Origin of the sequence: Fodinicola feengrottensis (genome assembly GCF_039530045.1) — a bacterium.
GTDB classification, from domain to species: Bacteria; Actinomycetota; Actinomycetes; order Mycobacteriales; family HKI-0501; genus Fodinicola; species Fodinicola feengrottensis.
On sequence record NZ_BAAANY010000008.1, the window covers coordinates 36,595 to 52,061 of the forward strand.

Consider the following 15,467-nt stretch of genomic DNA (forward strand, 5'->3'; position numbering starts at 1 on the left):
GTACGCCATCAGAACAAAGGTCTACCAACCGAAAATGCCGTCGCCGAATCGAGGGGGGCGTGCTATCCAGACAAACGTGGAAGACCTTGTGACAACACGACTCGTGCTGCATCCGATGACGATCGATGAGGCGCAGCAGGTGCTGGCGCAGATGCCGGACGCCGACGCGCGCTGGGCGCCGGGATATCCGGCCGACGGTGAGCGCAACGCCGCGCTGCGATACCTGACCACCTGCGAGGAAATCGGCGATCCGCGGCCCTTCGGCACGTACGAGATCCGCCGCCGCGAGGACGGGCAGGCGATCGGCGGCCTGGGCTTTCACGGTGCCGCCGATGAGCGGGGCGTCGTCACCATCGGCTATGGCCTGATCCCGTCGGTACGAGGGATGGGATACGCGACTGAGGCGCTTCGGGAGCTGCTGCGTTTCGCCGCGGCCCACGGCGTCACCGCCGTCGAAGGCGACACCACGCACGACAACCTCGGCTCCCAGCGGGTCATGGAGGCCGTTGGGATGCGGTTGGTCGAGGAGAACGAGAAGCTCCGGTTCTACCGATGGAATCGAAACGACACCTGACCAGAATGAGCCGCCCCCGAATCCGAGGATCCGCCGGGGGACCGACAGTTTTGAGCTGGCTGTTTGGGCTGGCCGGTTTGGGCTGGCAGAGTTGGGCTGGCGGAGTTGTTCGCCGGGCGGCTGCTTGTACGACATCCGTACGGTGACTGAGCGTCATTGATTTCCAAGCGTTCAACAACGTGTCCCAGACGCGACATACGGACGTGGCCGGATTTGCGACATTCGCCGTCACCGTGGACGTATGCGAGTGGCGATCGTGACCGAGTCCTATCTCCCCGATGCCAATGGTGTCTCGCACTCGGTGCAACGGGTGGTCGAGTACCTGAACCGGCAGGGCCACCAGCCGATGGTGGTGGCGCCGGAGCCGGCCGCCGAAGCCGGGTCGTACGCCCATGACGACCAGTGCGAGGTTGTCCGGGTCCCGTCCGTGCCAATGCCCGGCTACCCGTCCTTCCGGATCGGGCTGCCCAGCCGCAGACTCGAGAACGCGCTGATCGCACACCGTGCCGATGTCGTGCATCTGGCGTCGCCGTTCGCGCTCGGCGCGCACGGCGCGTTCGTGGCCGAGCGGCTCGGGCTGCCGTCGGTGGCGATCTACCAGACCGATGTGGCCGGGTTCGCCGGTTTCTATCGGCTCGGGGTCGGCCGGGCGGCGGCCTGGCGATGGCTGCGCCGGGTGCACTGTGCCGCCGGGCGTACGCTCGCGCCCTCCCGTCCCGCCGTCCAGGACCTCCAGAACCACGGCGTGCCGCGCGTACACCTGTGGCCGCGCGGGGTGGACGGCGATCGCTTCTCGCCTGAGCACCGCAGTCAGGCGCTGCGGCGGGAGCTGGCTCCCGGCGGTGAGCTGCTGGTCGGGTACGTCGGTCGGCTGGCCGCCGAGAAGCACCTTGAGCTGCTGGAGCCCGTCACCCTGCTGCCCGGCGTACGGGTGGTGATCGTCGGCGACGGTCCGGCCCGCAAGGCGCTGGAGCACCGGATGCCGCAGGCGACGTTCCGTGGCGAGTTGCGTGGCGCCGACCTGTCGGCCGCGTACGCGAGCCTGGACCTCTTTGTCCACACCGGCGCGAACGAGACCTTCTGCCAGTCCGTCCAGGAGGCTCTCGCCGCTGGCGTGCCGGCCGTCGCGCCAGCCGCCGGTGGCCCGCTCGACCTGGTCAAAGACGGCCAGACCGGCCTGCTCGTACGCCCCGATGACCCGGCCGAGCTGGTCACCGCGGTGAGTGCGCTGGTCGCCGACCGGACCAGGCTCGCCCGGTTCGCCGCCGGCACCCGCGCGTCGGTGCTGCACCGGACCTGGTCGTCGGTTAACGCGGCCTTGGTGCAGCACTACCTCGCAGTACGCCACGCCGGGCCGGAAGTGCGAGCCGCGTGATCGCGGACGACAACGGTGCCGGCCCGGCGCGAATCGTCCGGCTGGCCAACTTCGTCGGACCGGTGTCCGGCGGCCTGCGGACCGCGCTGCGCGAGTGGGGCCGCGGCTACCGGGCGGCCGGCCACCACCCGGTCCTGATCGTGCCGGCGGGCACCGCCAGCGACACCGAGACCGACTACGGCCGGGTGATCACCGTGCCGTCGCCGGTGATCCCCGGGACCGGCGGCTACCGGGCGATCGTGTCCCGCCGGCACGTCCGGCGCTGGCTCGGTGAGCTGCGCCCGGACCGCGTCGAGGTGCACGACCGTACGACCCTGCGATGGGTCGCGAGCTGGGCGCGGGCCCGCGGCGTCGGCTCCGTGGTCGTCTCCCACGAGCGGCTGGATTCGCTGCTCAGGCTCTATGCCGACACGTGGTTGCCGGCGGCGAGCGGCCGGGCGATCCCGGTCGCCGACGCGCTGAACCGGCGGATGGCGCAGGCGTACGACACCGTCGTCATCACCACCGACTGGGCCAGCGCCGAGTTCACCCGGCTCGGCGTCACCAATCTGCGCCGGGTGCCGCTGGGCGTGGACCTGGAGCTGTTCCACTCGAGCCGGTACGACGCGGCGCTGCGCGGCCGGCTGGCCAGCCCAGGTGAGCTGCTGGTGGTGCAGTGCACCCGGCTGCACACCGAGAAGCTGCCGCACCGGGTCATCCACGCGATCGAGGCGCTGCTGGCTCGGGGCGTACGGGCGGCGGCCGTGGTGGCTGGCGACGGACCTCTGCGCGGCTCCCTGGAGGCGGCCGCGCAAGGGCTGCCGATCCGGTTCGCCGGCTTCGGCCACGACCGCGCCGAGCTGGCCCGCCTGCTGGCCACCGCGGACGTACTGATCGCGCCGGGGCCGGTCGAGACCTTCGGTCTCGCCGCCCTGGAGGCGCTCGCCTGCGGTACGCCGGTGGTCGCGCCCGGGGACGGCGCGCTCGGTGAGGTGGTCGGCGACGCCGGGGTGGTCGTACGGGGACAGCACGACGTGGTCGCGGACGGCGAGGCCTTCGCCGACGGGCTGCTGCAGATCGCCGCGCTGCCACCGGCGGCCCGGCGGCTGGCCGCCCGCCGCCAGGCCGAGCGTTTCAGCTGGTCGACGTCGGTGCAGGCGATGTTGCGTACGCATGGGTTGTCGATCGATGTCGAAGTTTCGTGAGGGGGAAGTGATGTCTCTTAGACGCCCTCTAAGGTTCGTCGCCTTGGGGGACAGCACCACGGTGGGGCTGGGCGACCCGTTGCCCGGCGGGGGATGGCGCGGCTGGGCGAGCCTGCTCGCGCTGGCCATGGACGCGGTCTTCATCAACGTGGCGGTCAACGGCGCGACCGCCGCCGACGTGAGTGGCGGGCAGCTGGAGAAGGCCCTCGTGCAGCGGCCGCACATCGCGTCGGTGCTGGTCGGCGTGAACGACACGTTGCGCGGCAACTTTCGGGCCGACGTGTGCGCGACCCATCTGGAGCGTACGGTCGCCGGCCTGACCGCGGCCGGCGCGACCGTGCTCACCGCCCGGATGCCCGACCCGGGCCGGATGCTGTCGTTGCCGGCCGCGCTGGCCCGCCCGCTGGCCCGCCGAATCGCCGAGGTGAACACCGCCGTCGACGACATCTCGCGCCGCTATGGCACGGTTCACGTCGACCTCGCCGGCGATCCGCGGACGTACGAGCGTCCACTGTGGAGCGTCGACCGGCTGCATCCGTCCGAGGTGGGCCACCGGCACATCGCGGTCGAGTACGCGGCCGCGCTCACCGCCCTCGGCTTCCACCTCCCGGGCCGGCTGACCGTCGATCGCTCCGGCGGCGCGCAGGTCACCCGGCGCGGCCAGCTGTGGTGGCTGGCCACTCGCGGCACCGCGTGGGTGGCCGCCCGCAGCCACGACCTGGTGCCGCAGCTGGTCGGCCTCGCCGCCGCCGAGATCTGGGCCGACCTGCGCCGCCGCCCGCTGGAGCAGCCGCCGCGCCCGGCGCCCGTCCTGCGTACCGAATGGCGGGTCACCCCGCCCACCCCCGCCGCTCTCGCCGAGGTCGAACCGGTCCAGGTCGCCCTCTGATCCGGGCTTGCGGTGTGATCCAGGCGATGACGCGGCCGGGCGGGGTGGCGCGGGTTGATACGTTCGTACGGTGAGCCAGCCGCATCCGGTGGATGAGCATTTTCTCCTCGTCGCGCGTTCGTTCCCGGCCAAGCCGGCCAGTGACCGGGCCGCGCCGGTGCGGGACGGCAGCGCGCTGACCGGCGACGAGGTGCTCGGGCTGTTCGACGCGCAGCTGGCCAGCCGGCACCTGGACCTGGTGGCCCGCGAGCTCGGCGCGAGCCGCAACGGGTTCTATTCGATCGGCTCGTCCGGGCACGAGGGCAACGCGGGGGTCGCGGCGGCTTTGCGGCCGACCGATCCGGCGCTGCTGCACTACCGGTCGGGCGGTTTCTACCTGGCCCGGTCGCAGCAGGTACGAGGCCTGGACGCCGGCATCCGGGACGTGCTGCTGGGCATCGTCGCGGCCGCCGACGAGCCGATCGCCGGCGGCCGGCACAAGGTGTTCGGCAATGCCGAGCTGGCGGTCATCCCGCAGACCTCGACGATCGGCTCGCATCCGCCGCGGGCGCTCGGGGTGGCGCTGGCCATCGAGCGGGCCCGCAAGCTGGCCGCGCCGTCGACCTGGCCGCGAGACGCCATCACGGTTTGCAGCATCGGCGACGCGTCCTCCAACCACTCCACCACGGTCGGCGCGCTGAACGCGATCGCGTACACCCGCCACCAGGGCATGCCGGTGCCGTTGTTGATGGTCTGCGAGGACAACGGGATCGGCATCAGCGTGCGTACGCCGTCGGGCTGGGTGGAGGCCGCGAACGCGGCTCGCCCTGGCGTGCGATACATCGCCGCCGACGGCCTCGACGTGGTCGCCGCGTACACCGCCGCCACTGAGGCGGTCGAGTGGGTACGCAGTCGCCGCTCGCCGGTTTTCCTGCACCTGTCCACGGTTCGGCTGATGGGTCACGCCGGGTCCGATGTGGAGTCCGGCTATCGGACACCGGCCGAGGTGGCCGCGGACCTGGATCGAGACCCGCTGCTTTGCACCGCTCGTACGCTTTCCGAGGCCGGCATTCTCACCCCGGACGAGATTGTCCAACGCTACGACCAGATGCGGGCACGCGTAAGAGAGATCGCCGACGATGCGGTGACCCGGCCCAAGCTCACCTCGGCGGCCGCCGTGATCGCCGCGCTGGCACCCCGCCGGCCGAACTGGGTAGCCGCCGAGGTGGCGAAGTCAACGGCCGACCGGGACCGGGTCTTTTCCCAGAACCTCCCCGAAAACGAGGGTCCGCTGACGCTCGCCCAGGCGATTAACCGTTCGCTGGCCGATGTCCTGGCCGCTCGCGCCAACACGCTCGTCTTCGGTGAGGACGTGGCCCGCAAGGGCGGCGTCTACGGGGTGACCAGGGGTCTGCAGAAACAATTCGGCTCGGCGCGGGTTTTCGACACCTTGCTGGACGAGCAGTCGATTCTGGGGCTGGCGCTGGGTGCCGGCATTTCCGGCCTGGTCGCCATTCCGGAAATCCAGTATCTCGCGTATGTGCACAACGCCGCCGACCAGCTCCGCGGCGAGGCGGCAACCTTGCAGTTCTTTTCCGCCGGGCAGTACCGAAACCCGATGGTCGTACGCATCGCCGGCTACGGCTATCAGAAGGGTTTCGGCGGCCATTTCCACAACGACAACGCTGTTGGCGCGCTGCGGGACATTCCCGGGTTGGTGATCGCCTCGCCGTCCCGCGCGGACGACGCCGCCGCGATGTTGCGTACGTGCGCGGCCGCGGCCACTGTCGACGGCACGGTCAGCGTTTTCCTTGAGCCCATCGCGCTTTACCACACCCGCGACCTCCACGAAGAGGGCGATGGGCAGTGGATGGCGCCGTACGAGCCGCCTTCCCGGTGGGCCGACACGCACGTGCCACTGGGCTCCGCTCGTACGTACGGCGACGGCTCGGATCTGACGCTGGTGACATTCGGGAATGGCGTGCCGATGAGCCTGCGGGTGGCGGCCAGGCTCGCGCAGGACGGAATTTCCGTACGGGTGCTGGATTTGCGCTGGCTGTCACCGCTGCCGGTAGGCGATCTGGTCGCCGCCGCGCAGGCCACCGGCAAGGTCTTGGTGGTGGACGAGACCCGGCGGACCGGCGGTGTCTCGGAGGGCGTGGTGACCGCGCTGGTCGATGCCGGATTCGGCGGGAAACTCGCCCGGGTCGCTAGCGAGGACAGTTTCATCCCGCTCGGCGCCGCCGCGAATCTTGTGCTGCTGTCAGAAGAAACCATCTATTCGGCAGCGCGCCGGCTGGTCTGACCCCAAGCCCGCCGCTGCCCGTACCTACCACCCTGGGACACCCCCGCCACCAGCTTTGGCAGGTCGTCGATCGCGGCACTTTATCCCGCACTCGACGCCGAGTGCGGGACAAAGTACGACACTCGGCGATCGCGCCCGCTCGGCGATCGCCGCCGCCCGCTCGCCCGCACGCCCGCACGCCCGCCCGCACACTCGGCGATCGCCGCCGCTCGCCTGCTCGCCCGCTCGCCCGCACGCCCGCACGCCCGCACGCCCGCACGCCCGCACGCCCAGCCACGCACGCGCGGCGGCCGGAGGCCGCCCAGGTTCGCGGCGGTGGGGTGCCCGTTTTTTGGGCGCCCTGGCGACGTGAACCGGATGCGCCGCCGCAGGCACTGCGGCCAGAGGCACAGCCCGCTTTTTTGGGCGCCCTGGCGACGTGAACCGGATGCGCCGCCGCAGGAACTGCGGCCAGAAACTCAGCCAACAACTCAGCCGCGGATCTCGTTGACGACCTGCTGTACCTGACCGACCCGGTCGGAGCCGCTGGACCCGGTGACGATCAGTTGGCGGTCCAGCGCGGCGCCGGACCTGCTGTGGAAGAACCGGCTGATGACCAGCACGTACCGGCCGCTGCCGATCGTCGTGGTGACGTTTTTCGCTTCCGCGTAAGTGGATTGCGCGTCGGCGGTGATCCAGCGTTGACCGAAGGTCTCAATGTCAGCGCGCTGCTGGCGCTGCTGGGTGGCCGAGCAGGAATTCGGGCAGGACCGGAAGGTGAGCCGCACCCGCGGGCCCTGGCTGTTCGGGTATTCGTCGTCGATGCAGGAAACCACGGTCGAGGTGGCGCTGCTGGACAACACCAGACAGCCCCAGGATTCGGGCACTCGAAAGGAAAGCGGCAGTCCTTGCAGGTCGATGACGCGAGTTTTGTCGGTACCGCTGAATTTCTTCCACGCGGCCGGCCAGCTGCCCCTGGTCGGCGGTTCGGGCGCTGGTGACACCGAGGGCGCCGATGGGGTGGGGGTGGTGGGCTGGGTGCTCGGCGTGGTGACTGGCATCGGGTGGTCCATCGGGGTCCAGTTCGACGCGTTCGGCTTCGCGGTCGTCGACCGGCCGGCCAGCACCGCGGCCGCGGTGCCCAGCCCGAGGCACAGCGTCAAGACAATGGCGACTGTCACCACTATCGGCATCAGCGCCCGCGACCGGGCAGTGTCGCCGGTCGCTGGAATGCCGGCGAAGGGGTCCGGCGGCACCAGATCGGCGGCGGACCGTGGCACCGGCCGGCGGATCTTGAGCGTCGGGTCGAAGGCCGCGAACAGTGTTTCAGCGCCGGTCGGGTTGCCCAGCGCGGTAGCCACCCACGGCCGCTTGGCCTTGGGTTCGGCACCCAGCACTCCAGCGCCATCCGCCTCGCCGAGGGCCAACGCCCGTACCGCCTCGGCGAAACGCTGCTGGTCCGCTTCGGCCGCGCCCTTGATCAGCTGCGCCACGATCGCGTGCCGGCCGGCGCTGTCCGCGGCCAGGAACACCCCGCCGAGCTCGCCGTCGCCGAGCCTTTTGAGCAGCTGGTACGGCCCCGCCTGTGGGCCGCTCGCCTTCGTCATCACGGCGTGACCGTACGACAGATGATCATCGCGGCGGCACGCCGGCCGCCGGATATGGCATGAATCCAGGATGTGCCGGAAATGTCCGTTTCCGGGTCGAGCTGCCCCCGAAATCGACGCTGCCGGATGGGGCCGACAGTTTCGCGCAGGACTGGTCCAAATTCCTGTCAAATCATTCGAAGAGCCATTTATAGAGTAAATAACGCATAACGTGACTAAAGGGTCCGGATTTTGGGGCGTGCCCAACGACAGCGGAATGCTGAAAATTCATTCGCTGGCATCGCCGGGAAACCGTTGCGGCCGCGCCGAAGCCGTGGTTAAGCTGCCGCCCGCTCCCGAGTTTGCTTCCAAAAGTGCGAAATCACATTTGTCATGCACAAGGATTGGGGTTGCGTGATGGCAGGTATCAGCCGGCGGGGTTTTCTGGTCGCCACGGCAGCGGCGGCGACGGCTCCGGTGTGGGGCGGCGCGGCCGCGTTCGCGGCCTCGACGGCGACTGTCTGGGTGCCGTCCGCCGCCGACAAGATCCGGCGAGACCGTGCTGTGCCAGCCCATCCCGCGGCCCAGTTGGTCCTCAGCTCGGCTCGCAACGAGCGCCAGTTCGGGCAGGTCGTGGTGCGTACCAGCGCGGCGGCGACGGTGACCGCGGCGGCCACCGATCTCAGCGGGCCCGGCGGCGCCAGAATGCCGGCGACTGCGGTCTCGTTTTTCCAACAACGGTACGTAAACGTGCCCACCAAGCAGAACGACAAATACCCGACCGGCTGGTATCCAGACGCCCTGGTGCCGGCGACCTCGGTGCTGACCGGCCCGGACGTCAACGCGGCTTTCCTGGTGACCGTACGAATCCCGGCCGACCAGCCGGCGGGCGCGTACACCGGCTCGATCACCCTCAGTGGCGGCGACGCCCCAGTCACCGTCCCGGTGGCACTGACCGTGTGGGGATTCGCGAGCCCGGTCACGCCGACCAGCACCGCCGCGTTCTGGCCGTGGTATCAGCAGGCCGCGCTCGCCGAAGGCGTGCGGTGGGGGACTCCCGAGTTCAAGACCCGGATGGACGCGTACTACGCCTACCAGATCGACCACCGCGTGATGCCGAACCACCCACCGCTGATCGGCGACCCCGGCCCCGGGCCGGGCTACCACCCGGGACCCGGACCTGATGCAGAGCCGGACGCCTACATCGCGCAGATCGCCGATTATGTGAAGGACCCGCGGGTCACGTCGTTCCAGCTGCCGACGTACGCGAGCGGCGACCAGAACAGCACCATCACCATCGACACCGGCAAGCTCGCCAAAGTGACCGGCTACCTTCGTCAGCAGGGCCTGTTGCCGAAGGCCTTTTTCTATCTCGGCGACGAACCGGGTTCCGACCAGGCCGAGGACGTCCTTGTCGGCGCTTACAAAACCCTGCATCAGGTCGCGCCCGAGGTGCCCACGATCATGACCCTGACGCACCGCCCGCGGCAGTCGCTGATCGACGAGAACAACGCCTGGGTTTTCGAACAGCACACGGTTCCGATGCTGGACGAGCCGCGCGCGGTCGACACCCTCAAGGCCCGTGGCGACCTGCTCTGGACGTACATCTGCATCGGTGACACCTGGCCGTACCCGGGCGTGATGATCGACGACTCGCTGGTCGGTTCCCAGCTGGTGCCCTGGTTTCAGCACTCCCAGGGCTACACCGGCCTGCTCTACTGGTCGACGACGGCCTTCGGCACCTGGGACGGAACCAACTACACACCCCGGGACGTGTACGCCATCCCGTACGCGGATGACTCCAGCGCCGGCGACGGGTTCATGCTCTACCCGGGCAAGCCGGTCGGAGTGGCCGGGCCGGTCGGGTCGCTGCGGATGCACGCGGTCGAGGCCGGCATGCAGGACCGCGAGCACCTTGTGCTGTTCGAGCAACGCAGCATGGCGATCGCCATCCAGCTCGGGGTAGCCGACCGGATCGCCGTCGGCGACCTGCTCAAACCGTATTTCGACGTGCTTTACCAGTGGCTGGACCGCTATCAGGACGACCCGGTGCTGTTCGGGAACATCCGCACCGAGGTCGGAATCCAGGTCGACCGGCTGCTCAACGGTGAGCCGGCGGTCGTCGTGGTCGGCAAGCCGCGCGCCTACCACGTGCCGGTGACCGTCTACGTTCGTACGGGCGTGCCGGTGACGATCGCCGGCAAGTCGTGCGGGGTCACCGAGCGGACCGCGAAAGCCGACATTCACTCCGCACTGCTCCCGCTGCCGGCTGGCTACCAGAAAATCATCGTCACCGCCGGCGCGGACACCCTCACCAGGTCCGTCCAGGTCGGCCCGGTCGGGCTGCCGCATCCGGTCCGGATCAACACTTTCGAGACCGACCGGGACGTAGCCCGCCTGCAGGCCTCGGGCGCGACCGTCGCCCGGTCCACCGCGCATCCGGTCACCGGGAAGTCATGCCTGCAGATCACTTTCCCGACCGGCGTTGACTATCCGGGTGTCTATTTCCGTGGTATCGAGCATGTTGGTCGCAACGACTGGACGAAGTTCCGCGAGGTCGCTTTCGAGGCGTACAACGACTCCGACAAGGTTGTCGCGCTCAACGGCAAGTTCTACAACCCCGTCGCCGCTGACGACAACCACGTCGTCTACCTCGCGCCGCGGCAGCGCCAGACCGTCCGGTTCAAGCTTTGGCACGTACCAGCCAATATCTACGACCCGACGCAGGGCGACTTCGACCTCTCCACCCTCACCTCGTTTCAGATCTACACCACCAAACGCCAGACAGCGGTGTCGGTCTATATCGACGACCTGAGATTCGAGTCCAACAGCGTGGTGCTGGAAAACCCGGGGACGGCGATGCGGCTCGACGACAGTGGAACTCTCACGTACGCGCTGCCGGCGGTTGACGGCTCGATCGCCTACGGCCGGCGGGTCGGTGGGACCTGGTCACGGTTGTCCGCGCCGGGCCCGGTCGCGGGCCAGGTCGCGTCCGTGCTGGACCTGCGGGGGCGGATGAACCTGCTCGGGCGCAGTGGCTCCGGCGCGCTGGTCTGGCGGCGGTCGACGGCCACTGGCTGGGAAAGCAAGGCGGTGCCGAGCGTACGACTGGCCGGGCCGCCCGCGGCCGCGATCGACGCGCATGGCCGATTGACATTTTTGGCCCGTACGACGGAAAACGCGCTGGTCACCGGTTGGCTGGACAGTCCCGTCTCGGACCGCTGGCAGATCGCGACAGGGCCCGACGCGACCGCGCTCGGCGACCCTGCGGTGGGCCTGGATATCAGCGGCAAGCTGTGCTTTTTGGTCCAGACAAGCGGAAACCAGCTGTTGCACGGCTGGCAGGACACACCTGGGTCGTCGACCTGGCACACCGCGGTCATCCTGCAGAACGGTACCGGTGCTCCGGTGCTGATCGCTGGCCGGCCGGGAATGGGACAGGGATCGCCGGGACGGCTGGTTTTCGTCGCCCGCGACCCCAGTGGCCGGCTTTCCCACGGCTGGCAGAGCGTGCCCGGGCAGGGTCCGTGGCAGTGGACCACATTGCAGCCCACGACTGACACGGACGACGACGGCAACCACGTGACGGTGACCGTCGCCGGCCAGCCGGTCTGCTCGCTGGACGCCAGCGGCCGGCTCACGTATTTCGTGCGTACGTCCGACAATCGCGTCCTGCACGGCTGGCAGGACAGCCCGGACAACGGCCCGTGGCACGCCACGCTCATACGCGATGCCTCGGGTGCGTACGCGACGATCGCCGACGACGTAACGGTTTCGCAGGACGAGATCGGCTGCCTGGTGTTCGCCGGTCCTGGCACGAACGGCGCGGCCGTCATCGGTTCGCAGGACGTGCCGGCCTCCCGGCCGTGGCACCTCACGTCCTCCGGATCGGGTTTGCGGGTCCCGCACCGCCGACCCTGAACCCACTGGCGAATGTCGATTCCCGCGGTTTCGATCGAAGGCATTGCGATCCGCAGCGCCCCGTGGGTACGCTGCCGCCCGCTCACTTTCGTTGCCACTGCTGGGAAATCTGACATTTGTCAACTGTGGAATGGGGTTCGGGATGACGGGTATCAGCCGGCGGGGATTCCTGGTCGCGGCGGCGGCCGCCTCGGGTGCGCCTTTTGTGGCGGGGCCGGCCGCCTTCGCGGCCGCGACGGTCACTGTGTGGGTGCCAGCCAACGCCGACAAGGTCAGGCGCGATCGGGCGACCCCAGCCAATCCGCCGGCCCGGCTCACGCTCACGTCGGCTGGCAACGAGCGGCAGTTCGGCCAGATCGTGCTGACCTCGAACGGTCTCAGCTCGGTGACCGCCACCGCGTCCGACCTGACCGGGCCGAACGGCACCCTGGCGTCGTCCGCGATCCATTTCTTCCAGCAACGGTACGTGCAGGTCACCACCGCGCAGAACTCGCGCTTTTCGGCCGGCTGGTATCCAGACGCGGTGGTGCCGGCGACCACCATCACGGTCACGCCCGGCGTCAACAGCGCCCTGCTCGTCACCGTCAGCGTGCCGGCGGGCCAGCCGGCCGGTGCGTACGCGGGCACCATCACGCTGAGTGGCGGCATCACCGTACCGATTTCGTTGACAGTGTGGGGTTTCGCCATCCCGACCGCGCCGACCACGGCCACCGCCTTCGACAACTGGTACAAGCAAGCCGCGTTCGCCGAAGGGGTCGCGTGGGGAACGCCCGACTTCAACACAAGAATGGACGCCTATTACGCGTACCAGCGCGACCACCGGATCGTGGCGGACGAGATTCCGCTGATCGGCGATCCCGGCCCCGGCCCGAACTACACCCCAGGCGCCGGACCCGATCCGGATCCGGACCAGTTCCTGGCCGCCGCACCCGGCTATCTCGGCGACCAGCGGGTGAGCGCCTTCCGGATCCCGACCTATGTCAGCGGCTCCCAGAAGGACCCCAGCGGGATCACTTTTGACACCGCAAAACTCAGCAAGGTGATCGCCGGTCTGCGGCAGAACGGCTTGCTCGGCAAGGCATATTTCTACGTCGGTGACGAGCCGGGTAGTGATCTGGAGCTGAACAACCTGCTGCGTGCGTACGGGCAGCTGCACCAACTCGCGCCCGAGGTCCCGACCGTCATGACGCTGACTTTCCCACCGTCGCAGAAACTTGTCGACGCCAACGCCGCCTGGTGTTTCGAGCAGCACCTCGTCCCGATGCTGGACGAGCCGCGGGCCGTCGACACGTTGCGAGCCCGCGGCGACACGGTCTGGTCGTACGTCTGCGTTGGCGACACCTGGCCGTGGCCGGGTTTGATGATCGACGACAGCCTGGTCGGGTCGAGGTTGCTGCCGTGGATGCAACACGCCCTCGGCTACACCGGCCTGCTTTATTGGTCGACCACGGCGTTCGGCAGCTATGTCGACCCGGTCTATCACCCGCGCGATCCGTACGCTGATCCGTACTCGATCCCGGATATCCACGCGGCTGGCGACGGTTTCCTGTTGTATCCAGGAAAATCGGTCGGGCTGCCCGGGCCGGTCGGGTCCATCAGAGTGCACGCCATCGAAGGTGGTCTGCAGGACCGCGAACAACTCCATCTTTTCGAGCAGCGCAGCATGGCGATCGCGACCACCCTCGGGGTGGCCGACCGGATCGCCGTTCGCGATCTTCTCAAGCCGTATTTTGACGTGCTTTACACCTGGATCGACAACTATCGCGACGATCCGGCTCTTTTTGAGACCGTTCGCAGCGAAGTCGGCGCTCAGGTCGACCGGCTGGTGAACGGCGTGCCCGCGGTTGTGGTGCTGGGCAAGGCAAGAGCCTTCCACGTGCCGGTCACCGTCTATGTGGGGTCAGGCACGGCCGTGACGATTGCTGGCGCGGCGAGCACCCCGGCGGAGCGTACGACCAAGGCCGACATTCACCGGACGATCCTGCCGTTGCCCGCCGGCTACCAGAAAGTCGTGGTGACGGTCGGCGCCGACACCTTGACCAGGTCCGTACAAGTGGGCCCGATCGGCCTGCCGCATCCGTTGCGCATCAACAGTTTCGAGACCGACCAGAACGTCACTCGGCTGCGGACGGTCGGCGCGAGCGTGGCCCGCTCGACCGCGCACCCGGCGACCGGCGGCTCGTCTCTGCAGATCACCTTCCAGGCCGGGTCGCAGTCCCCGGGCGTCTACTTCTACGCGGCCGACATCGGCCGCAACAACTGGACCACATACGACACGTTCGCTTTCGAGGCGTACAACGACTCCGACCATGTCCTGGTGGTGAACGGCAAGTTCTACAATTCTGTTACGGCCGACGACAAGCACCCGGTTTATCTTGCGCCGCGCCAAATGCAGACGGTCCGGTTTCGGCTGTGGCACCTGCCCAACGACCTCACCCACCCTGACCAGGGCGGGTTCGACCTGTCCGGGCTCACGTCGTTCCAGATCTACACGAACCAGCAGAGCTCGGACGTTTCGGTGTACGTGGACAACCTGCGGTTCGAGTCGACGAGCATGGTGCTGGAAAGCCCGGGCACGTCCGTACGGCAGGACGACAGCGGCGTACTCACGTACGCGCTGGCGGCGGCCAATGGTGCGATTGCCATTGGCCAGCGGGGTGCGGATCCCGCGACCTGGCAGCAAACGATGGTGGCCGGGCCGGTCGCTGGCCCGGTCGCGTCCGTGGTGGACGTGTCGGGCCGGATGAGCGTGCTCGGCCGGACCACCGCGGGCGCGCTGACCTGGCGGCGGCAATCGGGAGGTTGGCAGAGCCCGGCCGCGCCGTCGGTCATCCTCGCCGGCCCGCCGGCCGCCGCGGTCGACGCCGCCGGCAAACTGACCTTCCTTGCTCGTACGCCACAGAACACGCTGGTGGTTGGCTGGCTCGATTCGCCCACCTCGGACAGCTGGCACACCGCCACCCTCACCGATGTGAGCAGCGGAAACGTCGCGACGGCGACGGGCGATCCAGCGGTCGGCCTGGATGTCGGCGGCAAGCTCTGCTTCTTCGTACAGACGACCGGCAACCAGCTGCTGCATGGCTGGCAGGACAGCCCCGGCGCCACCCAGTGGCACACCACGATCATCCGGCAGAACGACACCGGTGACCCGGTGCCGGTGGCTGGCCGGCCGGCGATCGGGCAAACCTCGTGGGGTCGGCTCGTCTTCGTCGCCCGTGACCCAGCCGGCCGGCTCTCGCACGGCTGGCAGACAAACGTGGGTGCCGGCCCGTGGCAGTGGACGACCCTGATGCCGGTCACCGACACGGACGACGACGGCACCCACGTCACCGCCACCGTCGTCGGCGACCCAGCCATCTCGCTGGACGCCTGCGCCCTGCTCACGTACTTCGTTCGTACGTCCGACGGCCGCGTCCTGCACGGTTGGCAGAACGCTCCCGACAGCGGCCCATGGCACGCCACCCTGATCCGCGACGCCTCGCACACGTACGCGCAGGTCACCGGCCCGGTCGCGGTCTCCCAGGACGATATCGGCAGGCTGGTTTTCACCGCCCCGGCCGGCGACGGCAGCGCCACCGTCGGCTGGCAGGACCAACCCGGCACCGGCCCCTGGCACCTCACCCGTACCGGCACCGGCCTCTGAGGGTGACGGCGGGAATGGGACGGCGGCGGGCC

At 69.0% G+C, this 15,467-nt stretch carries 8 protein-coding genes; 7 read left to right on the plus strand and 1 reads right to left on the minus strand.

Annotated elements, in window-relative coordinates:
• The first annotated feature begins 88 nt into the window (after nucleotides 1-88).
• From ABD301_RS09920 to ABD301_RS09940, 5 genes are all read left to right on the plus strand, one after another.
• Nucleotides 89-574, plus strand: a complete 486-nt coding sequence (locus ABD301_RS09920; RefSeq protein ID WP_344309173.1) for a GNAT family N-acetyltransferase — start codon at nucleotides 89-91, stop codon at nucleotides 572-574.
• 241 nt (nucleotides 575-815) lie between these two features.
• Nucleotides 816-1,949 (plus strand): glycosyltransferase family 4 protein, encoded by a 1,134-nt coding sequence (locus ABD301_RS09925; RefSeq protein WP_344309175.1) that lies wholly within the window; start codon nucleotides 816-818, stop codon nucleotides 1,947-1,949.
• Nucleotides 1,946-3,133, plus strand: a complete 1,188-nt coding sequence (locus tag ABD301_RS09930; RefSeq protein WP_279582567.1) for a glycosyltransferase — start codon at nucleotides 1,946-1,948, stop codon at nucleotides 3,131-3,133. Before ABD301_RS09925 ends, ABD301_RS09930 begins: the two co-directional genes overlap by 4 nt.
• A gap of 43 nt (nucleotides 3,134-3,176) precedes the next feature.
• Complete coding sequence (locus ABD301_RS09935; RefSeq protein WP_344309179.1) at nucleotides 3,177-4,022, plus strand: SGNH/GDSL hydrolase family protein; 846 nt, start codon at nucleotides 3,177-3,179, stop codon at nucleotides 4,020-4,022.
• A 70-nt stretch (nucleotides 4,023-4,092) separates the two neighbouring features.
• Complete coding sequence (locus ABD301_RS09940) at nucleotides 4,093-6,306, plus strand: dehydrogenase E1 component subunit alpha/beta (protein WP_425551915.1); 2,214 nt, start codon at nucleotides 4,093-4,095, stop codon at nucleotides 6,304-6,306.
• Nucleotides 6,307-6,776: 470 nt separating this feature from the next.
• Here ABD301_RS09940 and ABD301_RS09945 read toward each other — a convergent pair whose 3' ends face one another.
• Nucleotides 6,777-7,895 carry a hypothetical protein gene (locus ABD301_RS09945; protein ID WP_344309181.1) on the minus strand — a complete coding sequence of 373 codons (1,119 nt, stop codon included), beginning with the start codon at nucleotides 7,893-7,895 and terminating at the stop codon, nucleotides 6,777-6,779.
• 393 nt (nucleotides 7,896-8,288) lie between these two features.
• Here ABD301_RS09945 and ABD301_RS09950 point away from each other — a divergent pair, with 393 nt between their 5' ends.
• Together ABD301_RS09950 and ABD301_RS09955 are read left to right on the plus strand one after the other, a co-directional pair.
• Nucleotides 8,289-11,792 carry a DUF8189 domain-containing protein gene (locus ABD301_RS09950; protein WP_344309183.1) on the plus strand — a complete coding sequence of 1,168 codons (3,504 nt, stop codon included), beginning with the start codon at nucleotides 8,289-8,291 and terminating at the stop codon, nucleotides 11,790-11,792.
• Nucleotides 11,793-11,934: 142 nt separating this feature from the next.
• Nucleotides 11,935-15,435 (plus strand): DUF8189 domain-containing protein, encoded by a 3,501-nt coding sequence (locus tag ABD301_RS09955; protein ID WP_344309185.1) that lies wholly within the window; start codon nucleotides 11,935-11,937, stop codon nucleotides 15,433-15,435.
• The last annotated feature ends 32 nt before the right edge of the window (nucleotides 15,436-15,467 follow it).

What these genes read in the sequence shown, in the direction of transcription:
- ABD301_RS09925 (WP_344309175.1), top strand. Translation starts at nt 816, where the DNA reads ATGCGAGTGGCGATCGTGACCGAGTCCTATCTCCCCGATGCCAATGGT.
- ABD301_RS09950 (WP_344309183.1), top strand. Translation starts at nt 8,289, where the DNA reads ATGGCAGGTATCAGCCGGCGGGGTTTTCTGGTCGCCACGGCAGCGGCG.
- ABD301_RS09955 (WP_344309185.1), top strand. Translation starts at nt 11,935, where the DNA reads ATGACGGGTATCAGCCGGCGGGGATTCCTGGTCGCGGCGGCGGCCGCC.